This window comes from Paraoerskovia sediminicola, assembly GCF_030296575.1.
Taxonomy (GTDB): domain Bacteria; phylum Actinomycetota; class Actinomycetes; order Actinomycetales; family Cellulomonadaceae; genus Paraoerskovia; species Paraoerskovia sediminicola.
The window spans coordinates 499,261-522,717 of the sequence record NZ_AP027729.1 but is presented as its reverse complement, the minus strand read 5'-3'; the positions used below and the strand labels follow the sequence as shown (position 1 = coordinate 522,717).

Sequence of the window (23,457 nt, the reverse complement as noted above, 5' to 3'; positions counted from 1 at the left end):
GCGCGCGGCCCTTGGGGCGCGGCCCCTCGACCTGGCAAGGTGTCGGTCCATGGATCGTGTCGAGCGGTGGGAGAGCCGGACCGAGTGGGCGCTGACGGGCGCCGCGCTGCTGTTCCTGGGGGGATACGCGGTGCCGATCATCTGGCCCGACGTCGGCCCCGTCGTCCGGGTCGTGTGCAACCAGCTCGTCCTGTGGACCTGGATCGCGTTCGGCATCGACTACGGGGTGCGCCTCTGGCTGAGCGAGCGGCGCGCGCACTTCGTCCGGCACAACCTGCTCGACCTTGCGATCCTGGTCCTGCCGATGCTCCGGCCGCTGCGTCTCCTGCGGCTGCTCACCCTGCTCCGGGTGCTGAACAGGACGACGGCGAGCAGCCTCCGCGGACGCGTCGTGACGTACGCCGTCGGGGCGACGGCGCTCGTGATCCTCTGCGGTGGGCTCGCGATCACCGAGGCCGAGCGCGGCGCACCGGGCTCGAACATCGAGGACTTCGGCGACGGGCTCTGGTGGTCGGTGGTCACCATGACGACCGTCGGCTACGGCGACACGTTCCCGGTGACCACCACGGGTCGGTTCGTCGCCGTCGTCCTCATGGGCACGGGCATCACGCTGCTCGGTATCGTCACGGCGACGCTGGCGTCCTGGCTCACCGACCGGGTGGCCGAGCTCGGGGACGAGGACTCCGCCGCGACCCGCGCCGAGGTCGTCGCGCTCACGGAGGAGGTCCGGCGGCTGCGCGCCGAGATCGCCGGGCCGGACGCCGTGCCGGCCGTCTCCGAGGCCGACGAGCGGCTGCCCCGGCCCAAGGGGTCGCCGCCCGCGCACTGACGCGCGAGGCGCGGCCTGCCCCCAGTCCTCGACCTTCGCCTGCGCCGGACGGCGGCCACGCGCCTGGCCACGTACCTGGCCACGCGCCTGGCCACGCACCTGGGACGTGACCGCCGTCGGGCAGGGGGTCAGCGGTAGTTCGTGAACTGCACCGCGAAGTCGATGTCGGCGTTCTTCAGGAGCGCCTGAACGGCCTGGAGGTCGTCGCGGGACTTGCTCGTCGCACGCACCTCGTCGCCCGTGATCTGCGTCTTGACGCCCTTGGGGCCCTCGTCGCGGATCAGCTTGGTGACCTTCTTGGCGTTCTCTCCCGCCAGGCCCTCCTTGAGCGACCCGGCCAGGTGGTACTCCTTGCCCGAGAGCTGGGGCTCGTTCTCGCCGGTGTCGAACGCCTTGAGCGAGATGCCGCGCCGGATCAGCTTCGACTGGAAGACGTCGAGGATCGCGAGCACGCGGTCGGCCGAGTTGGCCTTCATGACGATCGCGTCGCTGCCGCTCCACTCGATCGAGGCGCCGACGTTGCGGAAGTCATAGCGCTGCCCGACCTCCTTCGACGCCTGGTTGAGGGCGTTGTCGACCTCCTGGCGGTCGACCTTGCTCACGATGTCCATCGACGAGTCAGCCACGGGTGTCTCCTTCGTTCGTGCCGGCGGGGTCAGCGCAGCGCGGGTGTGCCACGGGTTCGGCTACCACCGTAGTCCGTTCTGCGAAGGTGGCAGCCGAGGCCTGATCTGCCGACTGCCCGGTGTCCTGCTCGGTGTCCTGCTCGGTGTCCTGCTCGGTGGCGTGATCGGCGGATCGCTCGACAGTCTGCTCCGACGACGCCTGCGCCTGCGAGGCGGATGCCGCGGTGCGCGACGCCCGCGCGGCGAGGCGCGTCGCGCGGAGCGACCGGAGGGCGTCGGTCGTCAGGATCGCCAGGGCGAGCCACACCAGCCCGAAGCCGATCCACCGGGACGTCGGCATCGGCTCGTGGAGGACCAGGAGCCCGACGAGGAACTGCAGGACCGGCGTCAGGTACTGCAGCATCCCCACCACGCTGAGCGGGACGCGCCGTGCCGAGGCCCCGAAGAGCAGCAGCGGGACGCCCGTGACCACGCCGCACGACATGAGCAGCAGCACGTGCGCCGTGCCCTCGGTCGTGAACGTGCCGGTGCCCTGGCTCCACAGCCAGACGAGGTAGGCGAGCGCGAGCGGCGTCAGCGCGAGCGTCTCCGTCGCCAGCCCGGGCAGGGCTCCGACGCTCCGCCCTGTGCGGTTCTTGACCAGCCCGTACAGCCCGAACGACAACGCGAGGCTGATCGCGATCCAGGGGAAGACACCGACGCCGATCGTGATGACGGCGACGGCGACGGCACCGATCGCGAGGGCGACCCACTGCGCCGGGCGGAGCCGCTCGCGCAGGACGATCACGCCGAGCAGGATCGTGACCAGCGGGTTCACGAAGTACCCGAGCGCCGCGTCGAGCACGTGGCCTGTGAGCACGCCGTACACGTAGACGGTCCAGTTGGTCGCGACGAGCACGCCCCCGAGGGCGAGCAGGCCGAACGTCCGCCGGTTGCGCAGGACCGGCGTCAGCGTGCGGGTCGAGCGGGTGGCGACCAGGAGCAGCAGGCAGAACACGAGGCTCCACACCACGCGGTGCGCGATGATCTCGACGGCGCCCGCCGGTTCGAGCAGCGGGAAGAACAGCGGCATGCCGCCCCACAGGAGATACGCGCTCACGCCGAGCGGCACGCCCCAGCGGTCGGCCGGAGGCTCCGGTGCGCGGCTTGCGGCGGCCGCGGCACTACTCGGGCCCGCCGTGTCGGGTCCGGGCGACGACGCGGGGCCTGGCTGCGGGGGTCAGACGGCGCGGGGCCCGACGGCGAGGCCGGGACTTCCGGGTGGTCGCCGGGTCGCGGCGCGGGGAGCTCACGCGCTCACAGTAGGCGGCGGGGCGGCGTCGGCGGGGCGGGCGGAGCGATTTCTCTTCGGGGCGCTGATCCGTGTATTCTCGTCTGGCTCCCACAGACCGCCCGCGGTCCGTGGTGCGCACAGCACGATCAGCGAGATCGCAGGAACAGCATGACGAGCACGACCCCGGCAGGTTGCCCGAGCGGCCAAAGGGAGCTGACTGTAAATCAGCCGTCATCGACTACGTGGGTTCGAATCCCTCACCTGCCACGCGTGTGATGTCTCAGGACATCGGAACGGCCCGGACCCACGATCGTGGGTCCGGGCCGTTCTGCTGTGCGGGGAGGTACGGGCCGGAGCCGGCGAGAGTGTTGTTCCCGGGCTCCCGTGCGCCGTCCGACCCCGCTGGCTGCACGCTCGCGGTGGAGGCCGAGGGACGACCGGGCGGCCGCGGGGCGCGGGGCCGCCCGGACCGCGTGCGGAGTGTGGCCGCGGTCACCTCGACCGAGCTGCTGATCCCCCTGGGAGCCGCAGGATCGTGCGGATTTCGTGCCTCGCTCGAACCCGTGTAGAGTTTCCTGCGCTGCCCCGATAGCTCAGTCGGTAGAGCGTCTCCATGGTAAGGAGAAGGTCAAGGGTTCGATTCCCTTTCGGGGCTCTGTGATGACGGATGCCCGCAGCGCTGGAATAATCGTGGTGTCGTATGCGTCGTCCTTGTGCGGCGGGGTAGCTCAGCTGGTCAGAGCGCACGGCTCATAATCGTGAGGTCGCGGGTTCGAGCCCCGCCCCCGCTACCAATCTTGACCCATACCGTTCGGCGGCCGGCGCCGGAACGGTTCGCACGTTCGTAGCGCCCCCGGAGGCGCGAGAGGTGGCACTACCGTGGCTAGCAAGAGCTCAGACGTTCGCCCCAAGATCACGCTCGCCTGCGTGGACTGCAAGGAGCGCAACTACATCACGAAGAAGAACCGTCGGAACAACCCCGACCGGCTCGAGCTGGCGAAGTTCTGCCCGCGTTGCGGCAAGCACACCGCGCACCGCGAGACGCGCTGACCCGCTCGTCCCTGCAGATCGATGCCGATCAACACCGAGTACGCCGGTCGTGAGTACCCCGCGACCGCGCCGTACGCGGTCGGCCGCGAGAAGCTCCGCGAGTTCGCCGAAGTCGTCGGCTCCACCCACCCCGTGCACCTCGATCCCGAGGCGGCGCGGGGTTCGGGCTATCCGGACGTCGTCGCCCCGCCGACCTTCGCGGTCGTCATCGCGCAGCGCGCCGAGGCACAGCTCGTCGAGGACGAGGCCGCCGGGATCGACTTCACCCGGGTGGTCCACGCCGACGAGCGCTTCACCCACCACCGGCCCATCGTGGCCGGGGACCAGATCGTGACGGTCCTGCACGTCGACTCGATCGTCGAGCGGCGCGGCCTGTCGATGGTCACGACCCGGTGCGAGCTCGCGGGTCTCCTGCCCGACGGCTCGACCGAGCCGGTCGCCACGGTCGTCTCCACCCTCGCCGTCCGCGGGGAGGACGCATGACCCGCCCGACGTTCGATTCCCTCGCCGTCGGTGACGAGATCGGGACCCGCGAGGTCGTCGTCGACCGCGCCCGACTCGTCCGGTACGCCGGCGCGAGCGGCGACTTCAACCCGATCCACTGGAACGAGCGGTTCGCCACCGAGGTCGGGCTCCCCGGGGTGATCGCGCACGGCATGTTCACGATGGGTGCCGCGGTCGCGCTCGTCGTCGACTGGGCCGAGGACCCGGGCGCGGTCGTCGACTACCAGACGCGCTTCTCCCGGCCGGTCCCCGTGCCCGACCCCGGCTCCTCGACCGTCGTCGTCGCCGGCACCATCGGTGCGCTCGACGCCGAGGCCCGCACGGCGCGCGTCGACCTGGCCGTCACCTACGAGGGTGCCCGGGTCCTGATGAAGTCCCAGGCCGTCGTCCGCCTCTGACGCGAGCGCCGTCGGAGACCGGCGGGACGGCCGCCTGCTCGGCCGCCGCCTCAGCTCGTCGGCGGGCCCGTGGTGGTCCCGATGCTGAGCTCGACGTCGAGCTCCACGACCGACGGCGCCTCGCCCGCCAGCAGACCGATCACGGCCTCGCCGATGCGCGAGCCCTTCTCCGCCAGCGGCTGACGCACGCTCGTCAGGGTGGCGGGCGCGAGCCACGGCAGGTCCAGGCCGTCGAACCCGGCGATCGAGACGTCGTCCGGCACCGCGAGCCCCAGCTCGGCAGCGGCGAGCATCGCGCCGCCGGCGAGCAGGTCCGAGTGGGCGACGATCGCGGTCGGCCGGTCGGGCCCTTCGAGGATCTGCAGGGCGGCTGTCTTGCCGTGCTCGACCAGCGACGCCTCGGTCTCCCACGTGACGACCGGCTCGATCACGTCCCTGACCCCGGCGAGCCGGTGCGCCGTGGGGTGCGGTCCACCTGGGCGAGCCGCTCCGCGTCGACCGGGCCGCTGAGTCCGGAGCTGTCGAGGGGCAGTGATATCTCCGCGACCCGTGTGTGCCCCAGATCGGTCAGGTGGCGGACGGCGTCCGCCGTCCCGGCGCGGTCTTTCAGCATCACGACGGGCGCGCCCTCGACGATGCGGCCCTCACCGATCACGACGGGGACGCGCCGGCGCTGGAACGCGGCGAGCGTCGGGTCGTCGGCGCCGACCCCCAGACGAGGACCCCGACGTCCATCGCGGCGCTCTCGATGAGCGGGTCGACCGCGCGGGGGTCGGCCGCGGTGCCGGGGATGCCGGGGATGAGGAGCACGCCGAGCCCGGCGCTGCCCAGCGTCGACACGAGGCCGTCGAGCACCTGGACCGCGACGGGGTCGCGGAAGCTGCGCTTGAGCTGGTCGCCGATCACGACACCGACGATGCCTGAGCGGCCGGACCTGAGCTGCCGGCCGAGCGGGTTGGGGCCGGTGTAGCCGAGCTCGTCGGCCGCCGCCATGACGCGGGCGCGCGTCTCGGGCGTGATCGGGCCGGAGCCCGAGAACGCGAGCGAGGCGGTCGACACCGACACCCCGGCGTGCCGGGCGACGCGGGCGAGCGTCGGGCGGTCAGAGCCGGGCATCCGGGCCTCCTCGGGTGGGTCGGGGTTCGTCACCTTAGCTGCGGCTGGTGGCGGGTTGACGGCATCGGTGCCTAGCAGCACAATTCAATCATGACTCGAAACGATTCGAGCCGCCCGGCACGCCCAAAGGTCGAATCGATTCGACAACTGACCCGCGCCCGGTGGGCGATCCTCACCGTCTTCCTGATCTTCGGCATGAGCAACGCCGCCTGGCTGGCTCGCATCCCCTCCATCAGGGACGCCCTCGGCATGTCCCCGTCGCAGCTCGGCGTCGCGCTGCTCGCCGGGGCCGTCGGCGCGCTCGTGACGGTCGCGGCCGCGGGCCCGTTCGTCAACCGCTTCGGCGGTCGCGCGGCCTTCGTCACCTCGGCGCTCATGTTCGCCGTCGGCTTCACGTTCATGGGGATCGGCCCCGCGGTCGGCTCCGTGCCGATGCTCGCCGTCGGCATCTTCGTGATGGGCAGCTCGTTCGCCCTCGGCAACGTCCCGCTGAACGTCGAGAGCGCCGGGGTCGAGCGACGGCTCGGCCGCACCGTGCTGCCGCAGTTCCACGCGGCCTTCAGCATCGGCGCCGTCCTGGGGTCGCTGATCGGCGCCGCGTGCGCCTGGGCGGGGTGCCCGTCGCGGTCCAGTTCACCGTGATCGCAGTCGTCATGGCGACGGTCCGGATCGCGCTCGTCCCCGCGATGGTCCACGACACCGTGCGCCGCGACCGGTCCCCGGTCACCGATCCCGTCGCAGGGGTCGCCGCAGCGGCGGCCACCGCCCCGGTCCCGGGCGCCTCGGGCGCTCGCCGGACGTCGGTCCGGACCCGCGTCGGGCGCGTCGGGGCGTCCCTCGCCGCCTGGTCCGAGCCGCGCACGCTCCTCATCGGCGTGGTGATCTTCGCCGCGGCGTTCTCCGAGGGCGCCGCGAACGACTGGCTCTCGATCGCCGTCGTCGACGGCTTCGAGCAGACCGAAGCGGTCGGCGGGCTCGTCTTCGGGACGTTCGTCGCGGCCATGACCGTGATGCGGCTCGCGGGCACGCGGCTCATCGACCGGTTCGGTCGGGTGCCCGTGCTGCGCGCCTCGGGGGGCGTCGCGATCGTGGGCCTCCTGCTGTTCGGGTTCGCGCCCTCGCTCGGTCTCGCCGGCCTCGGCGTGGTGCTGTGGGGGTTCGGGGCCGCGCTCGTCGTGCCGATCGGCATCGCCGCGGCCTCCGACGACCCCGAGCAGGCGGCGAGCAGGGTGTCCGTCGTCTCCGCGTTCATGTCGATGTCCTCCCTGGCCGCGCCGCCCTCCTCGGGTTCGCCGCCGAGCTCGTCGGCGCCCGCCACGCGCTGGTCCTGATCCTCGTCGTGCTCGTCGTCAGCACGTCGCTGGCGAAGCACGTCCGGCCGCTCGCCCGCGCCACGGACGGGGTACCGTCCCACCGACACGAGGGGACGCTGGTATGAGGACGACGGTCGAGCCGCGGGTCCGGCGCGCCACATGGGCCGTGATCGCCGTGTTCTTCCTCGCCGGCTTCGCGTTCGCGAACTGGGCGTCCCGACTCCCGGCCGTGCGCGACGTCCTCGGGCTCAGCGAGGCGCAGATGGGGCTGACCCTGCTCTTCGTCGCGATCGGCTCGATGGCTGCGCTCCCGCTCTCGGGCGTGATCGTCGACCGGATCGGCGCGTCGCGGGCCGTGCTGGGCTTCGCGGTCGTCAACACCGTCGGCTTCGTCCTGGGTGTCCTGGCGATCGACGCGGGCTCCCTGCTCATGCTCCGCGGCTCGCTGCTGCTCGTCGGCATCGGCACCGGGGTCTGGGACGCCGCGATGAACCTCGAGGGCGCCGCCGTCGAGCAGCGGCTCGGGCGGGCGATCATGCCGAAGTTCCACGCGGGCTTCTCGTTCGGGACCGTCGCCGGTGCCGGGGTGGGTGCCCTCGCGGCGTGGGCGCACGTCCCCCTGACGGTCCACCTGATCTCGGCCGTCGTGGTGGGCCTCGTGGGCGTGGCGCTCGCGGTCCGGTGGTTCCTGCCGCCGGAGGAGGTCGCCGGGTCGGCTCCCGGGCCGACGAGTGCCGAGGGGGCCGACCCGGCCACCGCAGCCGGGACGGTCTCCGCCGAGGTCCCCGAGGGTGCGGTCGGCACCCGCGCGAGGTCGGCGTGGACCGAGCCTCGCACCCTGCTCATCGGTGTCGTCGTCCTCGCGGCGGCGTTGACCGAGGGCGCGGCCAACGACTGGGTGAGCCTCGCGGTCGTCGACGGGTTCGGCACGAGCGACGCCGTCGGCGCGGTCGGGCTCGCCGTTTTCCTCACCGCGATGACGGGGATGCGACTCCTGGGCACCGGGCTCCTCGACCGCTACGGCCGGGTCCCGGTCCTGCGGCTCTCGGCCGGGCTGGCCGCTGCCGGGCTCCTCGTCTTCGGCCTCGTGCCCAACCTGTGGGTCGCGATGCTCGGGGTGGTCCTGTGGGGGATGGGTGCGGCGCTCGGGTTCCCGGTGGGGATGAGCGCGGCGTCCGACGACCCGCGACGGGCGGCGCGCCGGGTCAGCGTCGTCGCGACGATCGGCTACTCGGCGTTCTTCGTCGGGCCCCCGCTCATCGGGTTCCTCGCGGAGCACGTCGGGTACCGCGAGGCGCTGCTCGTGATCACGATCCCGCTCGTGGTGGGGCTCTTCGTCGCGGGCGCCGCGCGTCCGCTGGCCTCGGCCGTCGGGACGTCGTCCGACCGCTGAGGGCGCACCGGCAGGTCACCTAAGGTGGACGGGTGAGCGACGAGACCCGTGTGGAGACCCAGCCCGTGCCCGACGAACGGCCGGAAGACGGCGGGGCCCCGGCCCGCGCCGACGTCGCACCCTCCCTCGCCGAGCTGACGACGCTCCGCGTCGGCGGCCCGGCCGACGAGTACGTCGAGGCGACGACGGAGGCGGAGCTGGTCGCGGCGGTGCGGGGCGCGGACGACGCCGGTCTCCCGCTGCTCGTGATCGGTGGTGGGTCGAACCTGCTCGTCTCGGACGAGGGGTTCGGCGGGGTCGTGGTCCGGGACGTGCGCAGCGGGATCACGGTCGAGTCGGCCGACTCCTGCGGCGGGGCCAGCCTGCGCGGGCCCGCCGGTCAGGACTGGGACGCTCTCGTGGAGCAGTCGGTCGTCGAGGAGTGGGTGGGGCTGGAGGCGCTGTCGGGGATCCCGGGCACGCTGGGCGCAGCGCCCGTGCAGAACATCGGCGCCTACGGGCAGGAGGTCGGCGGCGCCGTCTCGTCGGTCCGCGTCTGGGACCGGTTCGAGGGCCGCAGCCGCATGCTCGCCGCCGCGGAGCTGGGGTTCGCGTACCGCACGTCGGTCCTGAAGGAGTCGATGCGCTCGTCGGCCGACGGCGGCCCGTGGTACCCGACCCCGAGGTACGTGGTGCTGGAGGTCTCGATGCAGCTGCGCCTCGGGTCGCTCTCGGCCCCGGTCGCCTACCCGGAGCTCGCCCGGCGCCTCGGCGTCCAGGTGGGGGAGCGCGCACCGTCGGCCGATGTGCGCGAGGCGGTCCTCGCGCTGCGGGGCGGCAAGGGGATGCTGCTGGACGGCGCCCCTGGCAGGGAGTCCGGTGGGCAGGACGGCGGTGCCTCCGAACCGGCGTCGGCGCAGGCGCCGGACCACGACCGGTGGAGCGCCGGCTCCTTCTTCACGAACCCTGTCGTCGGCGCCGCGGAGGCGGCGTCGCTCCCCGAGGGCGCTCCCCGCTACCCGGTGCGCTCGTCGAGGCCGAGCGCGACGACCGGCCCGAGCCTGGGGGAGATCGACCCCGGCCTCGTCAAGACGTCCGCCGCGTGGCTGATCGAGCACGCGGGCTTCGCCAAGGGGTGGGGCGTCCACGGCCCGGCGAGCCCGGCCACGCTCTCGACGCGGCACACGCTCGCGCTCACCAACCGTGGCGGGGCGAGCGCGCAGGACGTGCTGGCGCTCGCCCGGGCCGTGCGTGAGGGGGTGCTCGACGAGTTCGGGATCGCGCTCGAGCCCGAGCCGGTGCTGGTCGGGCTCTCGCTCTGACAGGTCGGTAGCGGGTCGGTAGTCGGGTCGGAAGCCGGGGTCGCTCGGGTCGCTAGGGCCACGGCCCGGACACGAGACCCGTCAGTAGACGACGACCTTGGTCCCGGGCGGGGCGCCCCAGGTGTCCCAGATGTAGTTGATCGCGCTGTTGGCGACGCGGACGCATCCGTGCGACGCGGGGTACGGCGGGATCGACGGCGACCCGTGGATCGCGATCCCGCGGTCGAAGAACTTGGGCCGGTACATGTCCCCGAGGCCGAGCCCGGACTCGTACATCGCGTTCACCTGCCGTCCGACGGCGAAGCTCCCGGGATGCGTCCGCGCCGAGTAGGTCCGTCCGTTGTCGGCGACGTACGGCGTACCGCTCCCGGAGGAGGCGTTCATGATCCGGGTGACCTTCCCGTCGTCCACGAGGAGCACGATCTGCCGGGCGAGGTCCACCTCGATGACGTGCCCCGACGAGGTCCGCGCCTTCGGCCGGACGCCCTTCTCGAGCGCGGCCAGCGTGCGGGGGCCGACGACGCCGTCGCGAGACAGGCCCGCGGCCTTCTGGAAAGCCCAGACCGCCTGGGTGGTCCCGCTGCCGAACGCGCCGTCGACACCCGTGCCCCAGTAGCCGAGGTCCACCAGCCGCTGCTGGGCGGCCTTCACGTCGGGCCCGCTGTCTCCCCGCCGGAGCACGCCGTCGTCGGGCTCCTCGGTCGGGACGGGCTCGGCCTTCGTCGTGGGTTCCGGTTCGGGCTCGGCCTTCTCCTGAGGCTCGGCCGTAGGGGTGGCGGACGGCGTCGCTGTGCTCGTCGGGTCGGGCGTCGGCTCGTCCGTCGGCACCGTGGAGGCGCTGGGTGTCGCGCTCGGTGTCGTGCTCGGGCGCGGTGCGGGGGACGGGGTGTCCACCGTCGGGGGCGTGGTGGTCCGCGCGACCGGCTCGGCCGTGGCGGCGCCGGCTCCGTCGGCGGCGGGGCCGGGCGTGGCGCCCGGGAGCAGGGAGCAGCCGCCGAGCACCAGGGCCCCGAGCCCACCGACCGTCGCGAGGCGCAGCCGGCGACGGCGTGAGGACGTCAGATGCACGTGCCCTCCGTCCGTCCCGGCGAGGGATGTCGGTGGGCGCGCCCCGACGGCAGCGCCCGCTTGTCCGTCAGGTTAGGTCGCGGTCGTCGTCCGGCGCGTCCTGAACCTGGGTCCCGAGACGAAAGTGTGACCTCCGTGGCGGAGTCGTGACCTCGCGTGAGCGGCGCAGCAGGGCCCGGATGCCGATCACGACGAGGGCGACGACCGCGGCGGCCAGCACGAGGCCGACGACCACCACCACCGCGAGCGCGGCGAGCGCAGCACCCTGGCTCACGGTGCGCCGGTCCCGCGCAGCGCGTCCCGGACGAGCCCGACGGCCTCGGCGTCCGTCAGGCCGGCCGTGCGAGCCTCGACGGCCAGGAGCCCTGCTGCTGCTGCGGCCCTGGCCCGGGCAGCGTGCGTGGTGTCCGAGACGACCGTGCCGGCGCGACCGCGCGTGGTCACGGTGCCTGCGGACTCGAGCGCGCGGTACGCCTTGGCGACCGTGTTGGTCGCGAGGTCGAGGTCCGCCGCGAGCGCGCGGACCGTCGGGAGGCGGTCGCCGGGGGAGAGGGCGCCCTCCGCGACGAGCCGGTCGACCTCGGCCGCGACCTGTTCGTACGGCGGGAGGGTCGAGGACGGGTCGACGCGGATCGGGATGCTCATGATCTGGACGATAGGCCAGGCGTGGCGTCCCCACCGCGGGCTGTTCCGGGGCCGGCGCCGTCCTCGGTGCCGGACTCGGTGTCTGACTCGGTGCCGCCCTCCGCGCCGGGGGCCGCCTCGAGCCAGCCGTCGATCTGCCGCTCGAGCTGCTCCTTGGTCGACGGCCGAGCCCTGGACGCGCGCACGGAGGCGCGGGCGAGCCCGGCGAGCGTGTCGTCGTCGAACCCGTGGACGTGGCGTGCGCTCTCGTACTGGGCGACGAGGCGGGAGCCGAACAGGAGCGGGTCGTCCGCACCCAGGGCGACGGGTGCACCGGCTCCGACCAGTGCCCCGAGGGGGACGTCCTCATCTCGCGCGTACACGCCGAGCGACACGTTCGACGCCGGGCAGACCTCGAGCACGACCCCGCGGCGGACGATCTCGTCGAGCAGCCGCGGCTCCTCGACCGCTCGGACCCCGTGTCCGATCCGGTCGGGCTCGAGCGCGTCGATCACCTCGTGGAGGTGCCCGGGGCCGAGCAGCTCGCCCCCGTGGGGGACGGAGGCCAGGCCGGCGCGACGTGCGATGGCGAACGCGGGCCCGAAGTCCTCGGTGCCGCCGCGCCGTTCGTCGTTGCTGAGCCCGAAGCCGACGACCTCGCCCGGGCCGTCCCCCGCGTAGCGGGCCGCCAGCCGGGCGAGGGTGCGGGCGTCCAGCGGGTGCCGGGTGCGGGACGCCGCCACGACCACGGCCACCTCGACACCGTGGGCGAGCGTCGCCGTCCGCGCGGCGTCGAGGACGATCTCCACGGCGGGCGTGATGCCCCCGACGAACGGCGCGTACGACGTGGGGTCGACCTGGATCTCCAGGCGGCCGGATCCCTCGGCGGCGTCGTCCTGGGCCGCCTCGTCGACGATCCGGCGCATGTCGTCCTCCGAGCGCACGCACGCCCGCGCGGCGTCGTAGAGGCGCTGGAATCGGAACCAACCTCGCTCCGTCGCGGGCAGGCGCAGCGGGTCGCCGTCGAGCAGCGCCGCGGGGAGTCGGACGCCGTAGCGCCGGGCCAGGTCGCGGAGCGTCGCGGCGCGCATGGAGCCGGTGAAGTGCAGGTGCAGGTGGGCCTTCGGCAGCTTCGTGAGGTCGCGTCGTGCCTCTGTCGTGGGTGTCACCCGTCGTCCCTCCGCCGCCAACGGAAGGTGCGGACCCCGACGATCAGCCCGAGGACGAGCCAGGCGAGCAGGACCCCAGCGGTCAGCGCGTGCTGCCAGGTCCCGGCCACCTCGAGGGCTGCCGCCTCCGGCGGGAGCAGGGCCGATCGCATCCCCTGCGCCATCCAGCGCAGCGGGAACACCGACGCGACGGACTGCATCCACCCGGGGAGCGAGAAGAACGGGAAGAAGACCCCGGAGACGAACTGCAGGACGAGGACGACGGGGGTGACCACCGCGCCGGCGGACCGTCCGGACCGTGGCACCGACGAGAAGGCGACCCCGAGCACGGCCCCTGCGGCGGTCCCGAGGACGAAGACCCAGGCGAACGTGCCCCACGCCGCGGCGTCGTCGGGCATCGGCACGTCGAAGGCGAGGCGTGCCAGCGCCAGCAGCAGCGCCGTCTGCACGATCGAGACCATGAGCACCTGCCCGACCTTGCCGAGGAAGTAGCTCGTCGCAGGTAGGGGAGTGGCACGGAGGCGTTTGAGTGTCCCGTCGTCACGTTCGACGGCGATGCTCGTCGCCAGGGACTGGAAGCTGGTCAGCATGATCCCGGTGGCCACGATCCCGGGGAGGAAGTACTGCGCGTACGGGATGCCGCCGTCCGCGCCCGGGACGTCGGAACCGACGACCTGGCCGTCGAAGACGGTGGCGAAGATCGCCATCATGATCAGCGGGTACGCGAAGATGAAGATCATCGCGTCGCGCTCGCGGACGAACTGGCGCAGCTCCAGGGATGTGCGGGCGAGGCCGAGGCGCAACGCGCCGGGCAGGCTCGCTTCGGCGCGCGCTGTTTCCTGGGTGAGGCGTCGCTGGATCACCGGTCCTCCTCGCTGTCCTGGCCGGGTGCCCCCACGAGCTCGAGGTAGACGTCCTCCAGCGACGGACGTCGTATCTCCAGTCCCGGGACCTCGCCGGGATGGTCGCGCATCAGGTCCCGGACGAGGGCCGTCGGGCGCTCCGTCACCTCCTCGCGCACCGTCCCGCCGTCGTCCCAACGCACCTGCGTCCGGCCGGCGGTCAGGCGGGAGAGCCCCTCCGGGGTGTCGAGCGCGACGACCTTCCCGTCCCTGACGACCGCGACCCGGTCCGCGAGCTGTTCGGCCTCGTCGAGGTAGTGGGTCGTCAGCCAGATCGTCGTGCCGGCGACACGCAGGTCGCGGACCAGGCTCCAGAAGGAGCGCCGCGCCTGCGGGTCGAACCCGGTGGTCGGTTCGTCGAGGAAGAGCAGCTCGGGACGGCCGACGATGCCCAGGACGACGTCCAGGCGTCGGCGCTGACCGCCCGACAGCCCGCGCGTGCGGACACCTGCCTTGTCCCGGAGCCCGACGAGATCGATCACCTCGTCGGGGTCGCGGGAGTGCGGGTAGTACCGGGCGAACTGCCGCACGAGCTCCGCGACCGTCAGCTCTGCGAGGTCGTCGGTCGACTGCAGGACCACGCCGATCCGCGACCGCCACGCGCGACCCGCGTGCGAGGGGTCCGCACCGAGGACGGAGACCTCGCCCGAGTCCGCCACGCGGAAGCCGGAGAGGATCTCGGTCGTCGTGGTCTTCCCCGCACCGTTGGGGCCGAGGACCGCGAAGATCTCGCCGCGCTCGACGCGCAGATCGAGTCCGTCGACCGCCTGCTTGGGGCCGTAGGCCTTGCGCAGCCCACGGATGTCGATCGCAGGGGCGGACGGCCGGGTCGGCGACGAGGCAGCGGTGGGCATGAGCCGATCGTCGCAGGCCCGGGCCCACTCGTCGCGCTCGTTCCGTCTGGTGGTGCTGGCAAGCGAACCGGACGACGGTGGTTCGACCAGGGGCGGGAGGTCGCGTACAGTAGTCCCTCGGTGGTCGACGCCCGCCATGATCCGCCGTGCCCCGCGAGGCGCACAGTGGCGGCTAGGGCGTCAGATCCTGAAGGGTAGTGGCGCAATTGGTAGCGCAGCGGTCTCCAAAACCGCAGGTTGCAGGTTCGAGTCCTGTCTACCCTGCAAGACGTCGGGCTCGGGTCGACCTGTCGTGCGTCTCTCGTACGTGCAGGTCGCCGCTCAGGACCGTCGTCGTCCGGAGGGGCGGGTTCCGCGGTCCGCCTCCCGGCTCCGCACGAAGGTCCGTCCGCGACACCGAGTGAGGATGTGCAGTGAGCGAATCGACGTCCGGTGCGATCAGCGCCGACGGTTCGGGTGCCCGGACCCCGCAGGACGGGGAGAAGCGCCCGAACGTCTTCGGCCGCATCGTCCTGTTCGTCCGCCAGATCGTGGCGGAGCTCGGCAAGGTCGTGACCCCGACCCGGTCGGAGCTCGGGACCTACATCACGGTCGTGCTGGTCTTCCTCGTCGTCATGATGGGCTTCATCACCCTCGTGGACTACGGGCTGGGGAGCCTCACCCTCTGGGTGTTCGGCGACTAGCCGTCGGTCCGGGCCGTGAGGCCCACACCGCGTCCGGGCCGTTGCGGGCCGGGCGCCCCACACGCAGGTCAACGTAGAAAGCAGGTCGTTCGTGTCCCAGGATTCGCTGGACCCCACGGAGCAGGTCGAGCCCGGCGCCGAGAGCGCCGCGGCTGACGTCGACGTGCCCGAGCAGGTCGCGGAGGACGCGAGCACCGAGACTTCCGAGGCTCCGTCCGAGGACCCGGTCGAGGAGGTCGCACCCGACCCGGCCGAGGAGTTCCGGCGCGAGCTGCGGACGCAGCTCGGTGACTGGTACGTCATCCACTCCTACGCGGGCTACGAGAACCGCGTGAAGGTCAACCTCGAGAACCGCACCAAGGCGCTCAACATGGAGGACTACATCTTCCAGGTCGAGGTGCCGATGGAAGAGGTCGCCGAGTTCAAGAACGCACAGAAGAAGATCGTGCGCCGGGTCCGCATCCCCGGCTACGTCCTGGTCCGGATGGACCTCACGGACGAGTCGTGGGGCGCGGTGCGCCACACCCCGGGCGTGACCGGGTTCGTGGGTCACACGCACCAGCCGGTGCCGCTCAACCTCGACGAGGTCTTCTCGATGCTGGCGCCCGTCTTCGAGGAGGCCCCGGTCGCCGGGCAGCCCGCCACGAAGGCGAAGGCCCCCTCGAGGTCGACTTCGAGGTCGGCGAGTCCGTCACCGTCACCGACGGCCCCTTCGAGACGCTGGACGCGACGATCTCCGAGATCAACGCGGACACGCAGAAGCTCAAGGTGCTCGTCTCCATCTTCGGCCGGGAGACCCCGGTCGAGCTGTCGTTCAACCAGGTCGCCAAGATCTGAGCGGTTCTCCGCGAACGGCAGCACTGCAACCGGGTCATCGCCCACGGCGTCGGTCCACTCACCAGACAAGGATTTGAAGAATGCCTCCCAAGAAGAAGGTCTCCGGCCTCATCAAGCTCCAGATCAAGGCCGGCGCGGCCACGCCCGCACCGCCGATCGGACCCGCGCTCGGTCAGCACGGCGTCAACATCATGGAGTTCTGCAAGGCGTACAACGCCGCGACCGAGTCGCAGCGCGGCAACGTCGTGCCGGTCGAGATCACGGTCTACGAGGACCGCTCGTTCACGTTCATCACGAAGACCCCGCCGGCAGCGGAGCTGATCAAGCAGGCCGCCGGCGTCGACAAGGGTTCGGCGACGCCGCACACCGTCAAGGTCGCGAAGATCACCTCCGAGCAGGTCAAGGCGATCGCCACGACCAAGATGGAGGACCTCAACGCGAACGACCTCGACGCCGCGTCGAAGATCATCGCCGGCACCGCCCGCTCGATGGGCATCACGGTCGAGGGCTGACCGACAGGTCGACCCCTCACCAGCAAGACTCCCGGACGACGCCCGTCGGCCGGGCAGTGGCAGGGTCCGCGCGGACCCGACGACCACGACTGCTCTGACGAAGGAGAAGCAGATGGCAACGCGCAGCAAGGCATACCGTTCCGCCGCCGAGAAGATCGACCGCGACCGGCTCTACGAGCCCCTCGAGGCCGTCAAGCTCGCCAAGGAGACGTCGTCGACCAAGTACGACGCGACCGTCGAGGTCGCGTTCCGCCTGGGTGTCGACCCCCGCAAGGCGGACCAGATGGTCCGTGGCACGGTCAACCTCCCCCACGGCACCGGCAAGACCGCTCGGGTCATCGTCTTCGCGAACGGTGAGAAGGCCGAGCAGGCCCTCGCCGCCGGCGCGGACGAGGTCGGCGGCGACGACCTGATCGCGAAGGTCGCCGCGGGCTACACGGACTTCGACTCCGCCGTCGCCACGCCCGACCTCATGGGCAAGGTCGGTCGCCTCGGAAAGGTCCTCGGCCCCCGCGGGCTCATGCCGAACCCGAAGACCGGCACCGTGACCATGGACGTCACCAAGGCCGTGAACGACATCAAGGGCGGGAAGATCGAGTTCCGCGTCGACAAGCACTCGAACCTCCACTTCATCATCGGCAAGGTCTCGTTCTCCGAGACGCAGCTGGTGGAGAACTACGGCGCGGCGATCGACGAGGTCCTCCGTCTCAAGCCGTCCTCCTCGAAGGGCCGCTACATCACCAAGGCGACGCTCGCGACGACGATGGGCCCCGGGATCCCCCTGGACCAGTCGAAGACGACGAAGCTGCTCGGTGAGGACGCCTGACATACCGCACCTGATCCACTGATCGACCGGAGGCCCGGCACCCGCGAGGGTGCCGGGCCTCCGTGCTCGCAGGAGGTATCTCCCGGACGTATCAGGACGGTCCTCGCGCCCTCCCTCCAGTCGACGGCACCGCAGCGGTGCCGCGCGGGACCCGTGCCCGGTCGCAGGCGGCCACGGCGCGGAGAGGGGGTGGGGCCGTGCACACGGATGTCGCCGGGAGGCCCGTGGCCATACGATCGGTGCGACAGGGCAGCTGTCGTCGCGCGGACGACCGGGCCGGACGACGCCGTCGTCCCGTGGCTCGCGCCCTGCGCACAGGATCGGCGAGGCGGACCGGAGGTGCCATGACGGAGCACACCCACGACGCGATCGAGGCGCCGGGGCACGGGTCGACGCTGGGTGACCGCGCGGCGTACGCCGTCGTCCGCTACCGGTCGGGCGACCCGACGGCTCTCGACGCGTTCGTCCGGGAGGCGACGCCGCTCCTCTGGCACACGGCTCGGTCGCAGGGAACCCCGCGGGAGCTCGCCGACGACGTCGTGCAGTCGACCTGGGTCGCGCTCGTCCGGCACGTGGACACGATCGAGGAGCCGATGGCCACGCTCAAGTGGCTCCTGATCACCACGAAGCGCACCGCGTGGGACGTCGTCCGCCGGCACCGCACCGCGGAGCGCGCCTCGGCGCCGCTGCCGGACGACGACCCGACGGGCCCGCCCCGGGAGCTCGTCGACGACACCTCGGGACCCGCCGACCTGGTGCTCCGCGACGAGCGGGACCGCGCGCTGTGGGACGCGCTCGCGACGCTCCCCGAGCGGTGCCGGACGTTGCTGCGGCTCGTGTCGATGGCCGACCGCCCCGACTACCGGGCGATCTCGGAGGCGGTGGGGATGCCGGTGGGCAGCATCGGCTCGACGCGCGGGCGGTGTCTCGCGAAGCTACGGACGGCCCTGCGGGGGACGGCTGCGGGACAGGAGGGGCAGTCATGATCGACGACGAGCTCGATGCAGGTGCCCCCATGGACGCGTGCGACGTGGCGACCCTCGCCGCCGTCCGCGAGCTCTACGCGGTCCTCGACCCGGTGCCGCGCGGCGTCGCCGAGAGGTCGGCGTTCGCCATGACGATCGCGGCACTCGAGACCGAGATGATGAACCTGGTCGGCAGCGGTCCGCTCGTGGGCGCCCGGTCGGACGCCCCGGTCGAGGCCCGGACGATCACCTTCACGTCCGAGCGGCTCACGGTGATGATCACGATCGGGCCCGCGGGTGACGGGGTGCGTGTCGACGGGTGGGTCGCCCCCGGTGGTGGGTTCGCGGTCGAGCTCCACCGCCCGGACGGGGTCGTGCGGACGTCCTCCGACGAGGACGGTCGCTTCGTCCTCGAGGAGGTCCCCCACGGCGCGGCGAGCATCGTCGTGCCGGCCCATGCGGGCGAGCCCGCGGTCAGCACTCCGGTGGTCGAGCTCTGATGGCGGCGGACCCGAAGAGACCTGCGGGGGACGGCGGACGGCGCGGCGGCGGGGACGACCCGAGGCACCTCGCGTGGCGCACCAGGACCCTCGACCCGTACGCCGCGCGTCGTACCGGTCGACAGGCTTCGCCCGACCCGACCTGGTACGTCGGCGACCGGCTCCTCGTCTCGGTCGATCCTGACGAGCTGCCGGACGGCGTCGGTCGGGAGTCCGTGTCGCTGCGCTGGCTGCGCCGAGCGGCCGAGCGGCTGGGCTTCTCGGTGGAGGTCGACCCGGCGTCCGCCGACGACCTCGAGCTGCTCCGTCGCGCCGAGCTCCCGGCAGACGTCGAGGAGGACCTGCGCCAGGTCTTCGGGCTCGCTCTCACCCTCGGCAGGCTGCCCGGCGAGGGCGGCGCGCTCCCGGACGCCTGGGACCTCCTCGACGCCGTGCGGGGTCGGCTCTGTCCGGACGACGATCGCAGCCCGCGGGTCGTCCTCGACCACGTCGTGGTCCCGGCGACCGGCGCGTTCGTCGGGGGCCAGCCCGCGGTCCAGCCGTCGATGTTCGTCCGGCCCGCCCCGTTCCTCCAGGGCAACCCGATGACCGCGGGTCACCCCATGACAGCGGGCCACCCGATGACCGCGGGTCACCCCATGACAGCGGGCCACCCGATGACCGCGGGTCACCCGCTCACCGGCCTCGGCGAGTACGCCGTCGCCGGCTCGGGCGGACGTTCGCCGGTCGCCTGGGTGGGCTCGGCGCCGCACCGGACCCTCGAGACCCAGACCCCTGCGGACGCGGACGTCGACGACGTGACGGCGCGCTCGGGCGCCCGGCGCCCGGTCGTCGTGGCCCTCGACACCGGGGTCGGCGCGCACCCGTGGTTCGACGACCGGACCGGCGGGGCCGTCGTCGTGCGGGACCCGACGGTCCTCGGTGAGCCGGTCGGTCTGTGCCCCGTCCCGGAGCACGCCTACGAGGACCCCGAGGTCGGGGGCGTGTCGCTCTCGCCCCTGACCGGCCCGCTCGATCCCGTGGCGGGTCACGGGACCTTCATCGCCGGACTGATCCACCAGGCGTGCCCGGACGCGCTGATCCTCGCGCCGCGCCTCTACGGCGGGTCCGGGATCGTCCCCGAGCGTGACCTGCTCCGGTCGCTGCGCCGCGTGCTGCTGCGCCACGTCCTCGGTCTGCTCGGGCGAGACGGCTACGCTCCCGTCGACGTGCTCGTCCTGTCGCTCGGCTACTACCACGAGCGACCGGAGGACGCGGAGTTCGACGCACCCTTCCGGGAGGTCATCGATGCGCTGCGCCGCTACGGGGTGCTCGTCGTGGCGTCGTCCGGCAACGACGGGCAGACGCGGCCGATGTACCCGGCGGCCTTCGCGCCCCGGATCGACCGGCGCGGCACCGTGCCCACCGTCGTCGACCCGGACCGCCTGGACCGGGACGTCCCACCGGTCCTCGCCGTCGGTGCGCTGAACCCCGACGGCACGACCGCGCTCTTCAGCAACGACGGTCCCTGGATCACGTGCCTGCGGACCGGCTCGGCGGTGGTCAGCACGGCCCCGACGACGATCGACGGCGCGGTGGCGCCCAGCCGGAGCGTGCCCGAGCTCTGGGGGCGCGGCGAGCGGGCGACGATCGATCCCGAGGGCTTCCAGGGCGGGTTCGCGGTCTGGAGCGGCACCTCGTTCGCTGCGCCGGTGCTCGGCGGCGAGCTCGCCGCGCTGATCCTCGCGCGGGGCGGCCCTGCCGAGGGAGAGGGGATCGAGGTCCGTCCCGGCGACGGTGGTGCGGGGGCGAGGCCCGGCGCCCCTGAGCGCTGCCGGCGGCTCTGGGGGCGGTCAGCGAGGCGACCGGCCTCGTCCCCGACTGACGGACGCCGTACCGTGGCGGGGTGGACCGAGGGCTCGCTCAGGCGCAGGCGACGTACGACGCCGCGCACCTGGCGCTGCAGGCGGGACGGATGCCGGCGGCTCTCCGCGGCTACTGCTCGGTGCTGCGGTCGCTCGACCGGAGCGGTGTGGCGGTCCAGCACGACGCCGACGCCCGCCGCCTGCGGGTCCGCAGCACCATCGGCGCGGCGCTCGCCCGCTTCGAGACGGACGGACACCTCGACCCGGCGCTCGGCGAGCTCGACGAGGCGGAGCGGCTCTGCGGGGGTGACCGCACGCTGCTCGTCGCGGTGCGAGGGCAGCGCGGGCTCCTGCACCTGCGCTCGGGCGACGTGCGCACGGCGCTCCGGGAGCTGGACGAGGCGACGTCGGTGCTCGGGGGTGAGAGCACGCTCGATCTCGCGGTCCTCCTGCTGAACCGGGGTGCGCTGCGGTTGGAGCAGGGCGAGCTGGCGCTCGCAGCCGCCGATCTCGAGGCGGCCCTCCACCACAGCCGCCAGGTCGGGGACCGGTCGATCGAGGCCAAGGCAGGGCACAACCTGGGCTACCTGGAGTTCCTCCGCGGCGACCTGGCGGCAGCCCTGCGAGCGATGGAGGATGCCGCGCGGATCGCTCCAGGGGAGCGGCCGGAGGCGGTCGCGGCGCTCGACCGCTCGAGGGTCCTGTACGAGGCGGGCCTCGTGACCGACGCGATGGTTCAGCTCGACCTCGCGGCCGAGGCGCTGCAGGGCACGCGGACGCGGATCGAGCGGGCGCAGGTCGATCTCGACCGCGCCCGGTGCGCGCTCGACCTCGAGCAGCCGCAGCGGGCCCGCCGGCTGGCGCAGCGGGCCCGCCGAGCCTTCACGACCCAGGGGAACGCGGCGTGGGCGCTGCGCGCGGAGCTCGTGGAGCTCCGGGCCGTGATGGCGGGCGCCGCCGGTTCGCCCGCTCAGGCACCGACGCTCGGCCGGGTGGCGCGCGCGGCGGAGGCGCTCGCGGCACGGGCGGACGAGCTCGGGGTGGCCGAGTCGGCGGTCTCTCTGCCGGCGAGGCTGCTGCGGGCCGACGCGCTCGTCCGCGCCGGTCGCGTCGGCGAGGCGCAGGAGGCGCTGTCCGGGGTCCGGACCGACCCGCGCCGGGCGCCGCTCTCGTTGCGCATCGAGCACGAGGCGGTCAGGGCGTCGGTCTGGTTCGCGGCGGGGGAGCGGCGGCGTGGGCTCCAGGCGGTACGCCGTGGACACGCTGCCCTGGCCGCCCAGCGAGCGCGTCTCGGCTCGGTCGACGCGGTGACCGCCGCGGCCGCGCACGGGGTCCACCTCCAGCACGTCGACGTCCGGGCGGCGCTGGCGACCGGGCGCGGCGCGGCCGTCTTCGACGCCGTCGAGCGCGGTCGTGCGACCTTCGCGCGCGGAGGCGCCGTCTCGGGACCCGAGGACGAGCGCCGGGCGCAGCTCGTGACCCGCGCGAGGGAGCTCCTCGAGCGTGCCCGGGCCCTCGGGCCCGGCGACGTGGTCTCCGCAGAGCGTGACGCGCTGTTCCGCGAGGCCCGGGCCTGCCAGGACCAGGCGAGGGCGGCCGGGTGGGGTGCGAAGAGTGATCAGGTCGAGGTCGTGGCGCTTACCGCCCGGGCGCTCACGGACGCGCTCCGGGACGAGCCGGGCGCCGCCGTCCTCGACCTCCTGCAGATGGGTGGCCGACTCGTCGGGATCATGGTCGACGGTGACGGTGTGCGGATGCGGGACCTGGGCCCGCTCGAGGGCGTCCTCGACGCCGTCCGCCGGGCGAGCGCCGACCTGGGAGCGCTGGCGGACGCGCGGCTGCCCGAGGCGATCAGGGGTGTCGCCCGTGCCTCGCTGGACCGCAGCCTCGACAGGATCGACCGGGGTGTGCTCGCCGCCATGGGAGCGACGCACGTCGAGCGGCTCCATGTCGTCGCCCGCGACGTCCTGCTCCAGCTCCCCTGGGGCGCGCTGCCCTCCCGTGCCGGTCTTCCCACGAGCGTCAACTCCTGGACGACCTTGGCACGGTCGGGTCCGCCCGGGGAGTCCCTGGCCGTCGACGACGCCCGGAGCGTCCTCGCGGTCGCGGGGCCACAGCTCGAGCACGCGAACGCGGAGGTCCGGGCCGTCGCTGCCCGGTGGCCGGCTGCCACGCGCCTCCAGGACGCTGCCGCGACGTGCGCGGCGACGCGCGCGGCGATGCCGGGCGCCAGCGTGATCCACCTCGCGGCGCACGGCACCCACGTCCCGGACAACCCGCTCTTCTCGTCCGTCCGGCTGGCGGACGGCGAGCTGTTCGCCCACGAGCTCGAGGGCGCGGCGGTCGAGGGAGCCGTCGTCGTGCTCTCGGCGTGCGAGGTGGGGCGGTCGACGCGGCGGGTCGGTGGCGAGGTCCTCGGGCTCAAGAGCGCCTTCCTGAGGCTGGGTGCGAGCGCGGTGATCGCTGCGGTGGCGCCGTTGCGGGACGACGTCGCTGCCGCGGTGATGCCCGAGCTCCACGGGAGGCTGGCGGCCGGTGACGTGCCCGACGTGGCGCTCGCTGCGGCGCTCCCCGCCTCCGTGGAGCCGGTGCCGCTCGTGTGCTTCGGTCCGTTGCGGCACCGCGCCTCGTAGGCCGAGGTCCATGGTCGGCGGTCCCTGCCCGTGCCCGTGCCCGTGCCCGTGCCAGTGCCCGGGGCGGGGCGGGGGCGGGGAGCGATTTTGGAGTCTCGCCGTCGATGCCGTAGAGTTCGTCCGTACCCAAGACCGCCGGTCGTCAGCGCGCGCCTGGAACCCGATGCACCACGTTCTGCACAGAACACCATGTACATCGGGCCCGGACAGACGCAGACCGAAGTCCCGCAGCAGCGG

The 23,457-nt window shown here is 73.2% G+C and carries 21 protein-coding genes, 4 tRNA genes and 4 pseudogenes; 20 read left to right on the top strand and 9 right to left on the bottom strand.

The annotated features are described in order from the left end of the window. Positions 1 to 49: 49 nt before the first annotated feature. Positions 50 to 829 carry a potassium channel family protein gene (locus QUE47_RS02620; RefSeq protein ID WP_286218443.1) on the top strand — a complete coding sequence of 260 codons (780 nt, stop codon included), beginning with the start codon at positions 50 to 52 and terminating at the stop codon, positions 827 to 829. A gap of 128 nt (positions 830 to 957) precedes the next feature. On the opposite strand, the gene QUE47_RS02615 is transcribed toward QUE47_RS02620, so the two are convergent. Both QUE47_RS02615 and rarD read right to left on the bottom strand, forming a co-directional pair. Continuing rightward, positions 958 to 1,455, bottom strand: a complete 498-nt coding sequence (locus tag QUE47_RS02615; protein WP_286218442.1) for a YajQ family cyclic di-GMP-binding protein — start codon at positions 1,453 to 1,455, stop codon at positions 958 to 960. Next, positions 1,448 to 2,554, bottom strand: a complete 1,107-nt coding sequence (gene rarD, locus QUE47_RS02610; protein WP_350227651.1) for an EamA family transporter RarD — start codon at positions 2,552 to 2,554, stop codon at positions 1,448 to 1,450. Before rarD ends, QUE47_RS02615 begins: the two co-directional genes overlap by 8 nt. Positions 2,555 to 2,913: 359 nt before the next feature. Between rarD and QUE47_RS02605 the strand changes: the two genes are divergently transcribed. From QUE47_RS02605 to QUE47_RS02580, 6 genes are all read left to right on the top strand, one after another. Beyond that, positions 2,914 to 2,995, top strand: a tRNA-Tyr gene (locus QUE47_RS02605). 315 nt (positions 2,996 to 3,310) lie between these two features. After that, positions 3,311 to 3,383: transfer RNA gene (locus QUE47_RS02600), tRNA-Thr, on the top strand. Between the two features lie 62 nt (positions 3,384 to 3,445). Then, positions 3,446 to 3,522 (top strand) — tRNA-Met (locus QUE47_RS02595). Between the two features lie 85 nt (positions 3,523 to 3,607). Next, the gene (gene rpmG, locus QUE47_RS02590) at positions 3,608 to 3,778 is read left to right on the top strand and encodes a 50S ribosomal protein L33 (protein WP_100421710.1); all 171 of its coding nucleotides are present in this window, start codon (positions 3,608 to 3,610) and stop codon (positions 3,776 to 3,778) included. Between the two features lie 21 nt (positions 3,779 to 3,799). Then, positions 3,800 to 4,261, top strand: a complete 462-nt coding sequence (locus QUE47_RS02585) for an FAS1-like dehydratase domain-containing protein (RefSeq protein ID WP_286218441.1) — start codon at positions 3,800 to 3,802, stop codon at positions 4,259 to 4,261. Further along, positions 4,258 to 4,680, top strand: a complete 423-nt coding sequence (locus QUE47_RS02580; protein ID WP_286218440.1) for a MaoC family dehydratase — start codon at positions 4,258 to 4,260, stop codon at positions 4,678 to 4,680. Before QUE47_RS02585 ends, QUE47_RS02580 begins: the two co-directional genes overlap by 4 nt. Positions 4,681 to 4,730: 50 nt before the next feature. Here QUE47_RS02580 and QUE47_RS17085 read toward each other — a convergent pair. Next, positions 4,731 to 5,796, bottom strand: a pseudogene (locus tag QUE47_RS17085) (LacI family DNA-binding transcriptional regulator). Between the two features lie 90 nt (positions 5,797 to 5,886). Between QUE47_RS17085 and QUE47_RS02570 the strand changes: the two are divergent. From QUE47_RS02570 to QUE47_RS02555, 4 genes and pseudogenes are all read left to right on the top strand, one after another. After that, a complete protein-coding gene (locus tag QUE47_RS02570; RefSeq protein WP_286218439.1) occupies positions 5,887 to 6,438 on the top strand; it encodes an MFS transporter in 552 nt (183 codons plus the stop codon). After that, positions 6,411 to 7,127, top strand: a complete 717-nt coding sequence (locus QUE47_RS02565; protein ID WP_286218438.1) for an MFS transporter — start codon at positions 6,411 to 6,413, stop codon at positions 7,125 to 7,127. The genes QUE47_RS02570 and QUE47_RS02565 overlap by 28 nt, the downstream gene beginning before the upstream one ends. A gap of 97 nt (positions 7,128 to 7,224) precedes the next feature. After that, positions 7,225 to 8,502 (top strand): annotated as a pseudogene (locus QUE47_RS02560) (MFS transporter); the annotation flags it as partial. Between the two features lie 65 nt (positions 8,503 to 8,567). Then, complete coding sequence (locus QUE47_RS02555) at positions 8,568 to 9,803, top strand: UDP-N-acetylmuramate dehydrogenase (RefSeq protein ID WP_286219367.1); 1,236 nt, start codon at positions 8,568 to 8,570, stop codon at positions 9,801 to 9,803. Between the two features lie 81 nt (positions 9,804 to 9,884). Here QUE47_RS02555 and QUE47_RS02550 read toward each other — a convergent pair whose 3' ends face one another. The 6 genes from QUE47_RS02550 to QUE47_RS02525 form a co-directional block, all read right to left on the bottom strand. Next, positions 9,885 to 10,871: a peptidoglycan-binding protein gene (locus tag QUE47_RS02550; protein ID WP_286218436.1), complete on the bottom strand. Its 987-nt coding sequence runs from the start codon at positions 10,869 to 10,871 to the stop codon at positions 9,885 to 9,887. A gap of 67 nt (positions 10,872 to 10,938) precedes the next feature. Next, positions 10,939 to 11,145, bottom strand: coding sequence for a hypothetical protein (locus tag QUE47_RS02545; protein ID WP_286218435.1), 207 nt, complete (start codon positions 11,143 to 11,145; stop codon positions 10,939 to 10,941). Further along, the gene (locus QUE47_RS02540; RefSeq protein ID WP_286218434.1) at positions 11,142 to 11,516 is read right to left on the bottom strand and encodes a GntR family transcriptional regulator; all 375 of its coding nucleotides are present in this window, start codon (positions 11,514 to 11,516) and stop codon (positions 11,142 to 11,144) included. The genes QUE47_RS02545 and QUE47_RS02540 overlap by 4 nt, the downstream gene beginning before the upstream one ends. Beyond that, entirely contained in the window at positions 11,513 to 12,664 is a 1,152-nt protein-coding gene (locus QUE47_RS02535) for an adenosine deaminase (RefSeq protein WP_286218433.1), read from the bottom strand. The genes QUE47_RS02540 and QUE47_RS02535 overlap by 4 nt, the downstream gene beginning before the upstream one ends. Beyond that, on the bottom strand, positions 12,661 to 13,527 hold the full coding sequence (locus QUE47_RS02530; protein ID WP_286218432.1) for an ABC transporter permease: 867 nt from the start codon (positions 13,525 to 13,527) through the stop codon (positions 12,661 to 12,663). Before QUE47_RS02530 ends, QUE47_RS02535 begins: the two co-directional genes overlap by 4 nt. Further along, complete coding sequence (locus QUE47_RS02525; RefSeq protein WP_286218431.1) at positions 13,524 to 14,420, bottom strand: ABC transporter ATP-binding protein; 897 nt, start codon at positions 14,418 to 14,420, stop codon at positions 13,524 to 13,526. Before QUE47_RS02525 ends, QUE47_RS02530 begins: the two co-directional genes overlap by 4 nt. Before the next feature lie 191 nt (positions 14,421 to 14,611). Between QUE47_RS02525 and QUE47_RS02520 the strand changes: the two genes are divergently transcribed. From QUE47_RS02520 to QUE47_RS16445, 9 genes and pseudogenes are all read left to right on the top strand, one after another. Continuing rightward, positions 14,612 to 14,684: transfer RNA gene (locus QUE47_RS02520), tRNA-Trp, on the top strand. Between the two features lie 149 nt (positions 14,685 to 14,833). Continuing rightward, positions 14,834 to 15,103, top strand: a complete 270-nt coding sequence (gene secE / locus QUE47_RS02515; protein WP_286218430.1) for a preprotein translocase subunit SecE — start codon at positions 14,834 to 14,836, stop codon at positions 15,101 to 15,103. Positions 15,104 to 15,194: 91 nt separating this feature from the next. Continuing rightward, a pseudogene (gene nusG, locus QUE47_RS02510) lies at positions 15,195 to 15,940 on the top strand (transcription termination/antitermination protein NusG). 80 nt (positions 15,941 to 16,020) lie between these two features. Then, entirely contained in the window at positions 16,021 to 16,452 is a 432-nt protein-coding gene (rplK, locus tag QUE47_RS02505) for a 50S ribosomal protein L11 (RefSeq protein ID WP_286218429.1), read from the top strand. A 112-nt stretch (positions 16,453 to 16,564) separates the two neighbouring features. Next, a complete protein-coding gene (rplA, locus tag QUE47_RS02500; RefSeq protein WP_286218428.1) occupies positions 16,565 to 17,278 on the top strand; it encodes a 50S ribosomal protein L1 in 714 nt (237 codons plus the stop codon). Positions 17,279 to 17,622: 344 nt separating this feature from the next. After that, positions 17,623 to 18,264 carry an RNA polymerase sigma factor gene (locus QUE47_RS02495; protein WP_286218427.1) on the top strand — a complete coding sequence of 214 codons (642 nt, stop codon included), beginning with the start codon at positions 17,623 to 17,625 and terminating at the stop codon, positions 18,262 to 18,264. Further along, positions 18,261 to 18,743: a hypothetical protein gene (locus QUE47_RS02490; RefSeq protein WP_286218426.1), complete on the top strand. Its 483-nt coding sequence runs from the start codon at positions 18,261 to 18,263 to the stop codon at positions 18,741 to 18,743. Before QUE47_RS02495 ends, QUE47_RS02490 begins: the two co-directional genes overlap by 4 nt. Then, positions 18,743 to 20,404: pseudogene (locus QUE47_RS02485) on the top strand (S8 family serine peptidase); the annotation flags it as partial. The gene QUE47_RS02490 and the pseudogene QUE47_RS02485, both read left to right, overlap by 1 nt. A gap of 224 nt (positions 20,405 to 20,628) precedes the next feature. After that, complete coding sequence (locus QUE47_RS16445) at positions 20,629 to 23,220, top strand: CHAT domain-containing protein (protein WP_434019719.1); 2,592 nt, start codon at positions 20,629 to 20,631, stop codon at positions 23,218 to 23,220. Positions 23,221 to 23,457 lie beyond the last annotated feature (237 nt).

Coding starts and splice junctions, on each gene's coding strand:
- QUE47_RS02620 (WP_286218443.1), top strand. CDS start 50: ATGGATCGTGTCGAGCGGTGGGAGAGCCGGACCGAGTGGGCGCTGACG.
- QUE47_RS02585 (WP_286218441.1), top strand. CDS start 3,800: ATGCCGATCAACACCGAGTACGCCGGTCGTGAGTACCCCGCGACCGCG.
- QUE47_RS02580 (WP_286218440.1), top strand. CDS start 4,258: ATGACCCGCCCGACGTTCGATTCCCTCGCCGTCGGTGACGAGATCGGG.
- QUE47_RS02570 (WP_286218439.1), top strand. CDS start 5,887: ATGACTCGAAACGATTCGAGCCGCCCGGCACGCCCAAAGGTCGAATCG.
- QUE47_RS02540 (WP_286218434.1), bottom strand. CDS start 11,516: ATGAGCATCCCGATCCGCGTCGACCCGTCCTCGACCCTCCCGCCGTAC.
- QUE47_RS02525 (WP_286218431.1), bottom strand. CDS start 14,420: ATGCCCACCGCTGCCTCGTCGCCGACCCGGCCGTCCGCCCCTGCGATC.
- rplK (WP_286218429.1), top strand. CDS start 16,021: ATGCCTCCCAAGAAGAAGGTCTCCGGCCTCATCAAGCTCCAGATCAAG.
- rplA (WP_286218428.1), top strand. CDS start 16,565: ATGGCAACGCGCAGCAAGGCATACCGTTCCGCCGCCGAGAAGATCGAC.
- QUE47_RS02495 (WP_286218427.1), top strand. CDS start 17,623: ATGACGGAGCACACCCACGACGCGATCGAGGCGCCGGGGCACGGGTCG.
- QUE47_RS02490 (WP_286218426.1), top strand. CDS start 18,261: ATGATCGACGACGAGCTCGATGCAGGTGCCCCCATGGACGCGTGCGAC.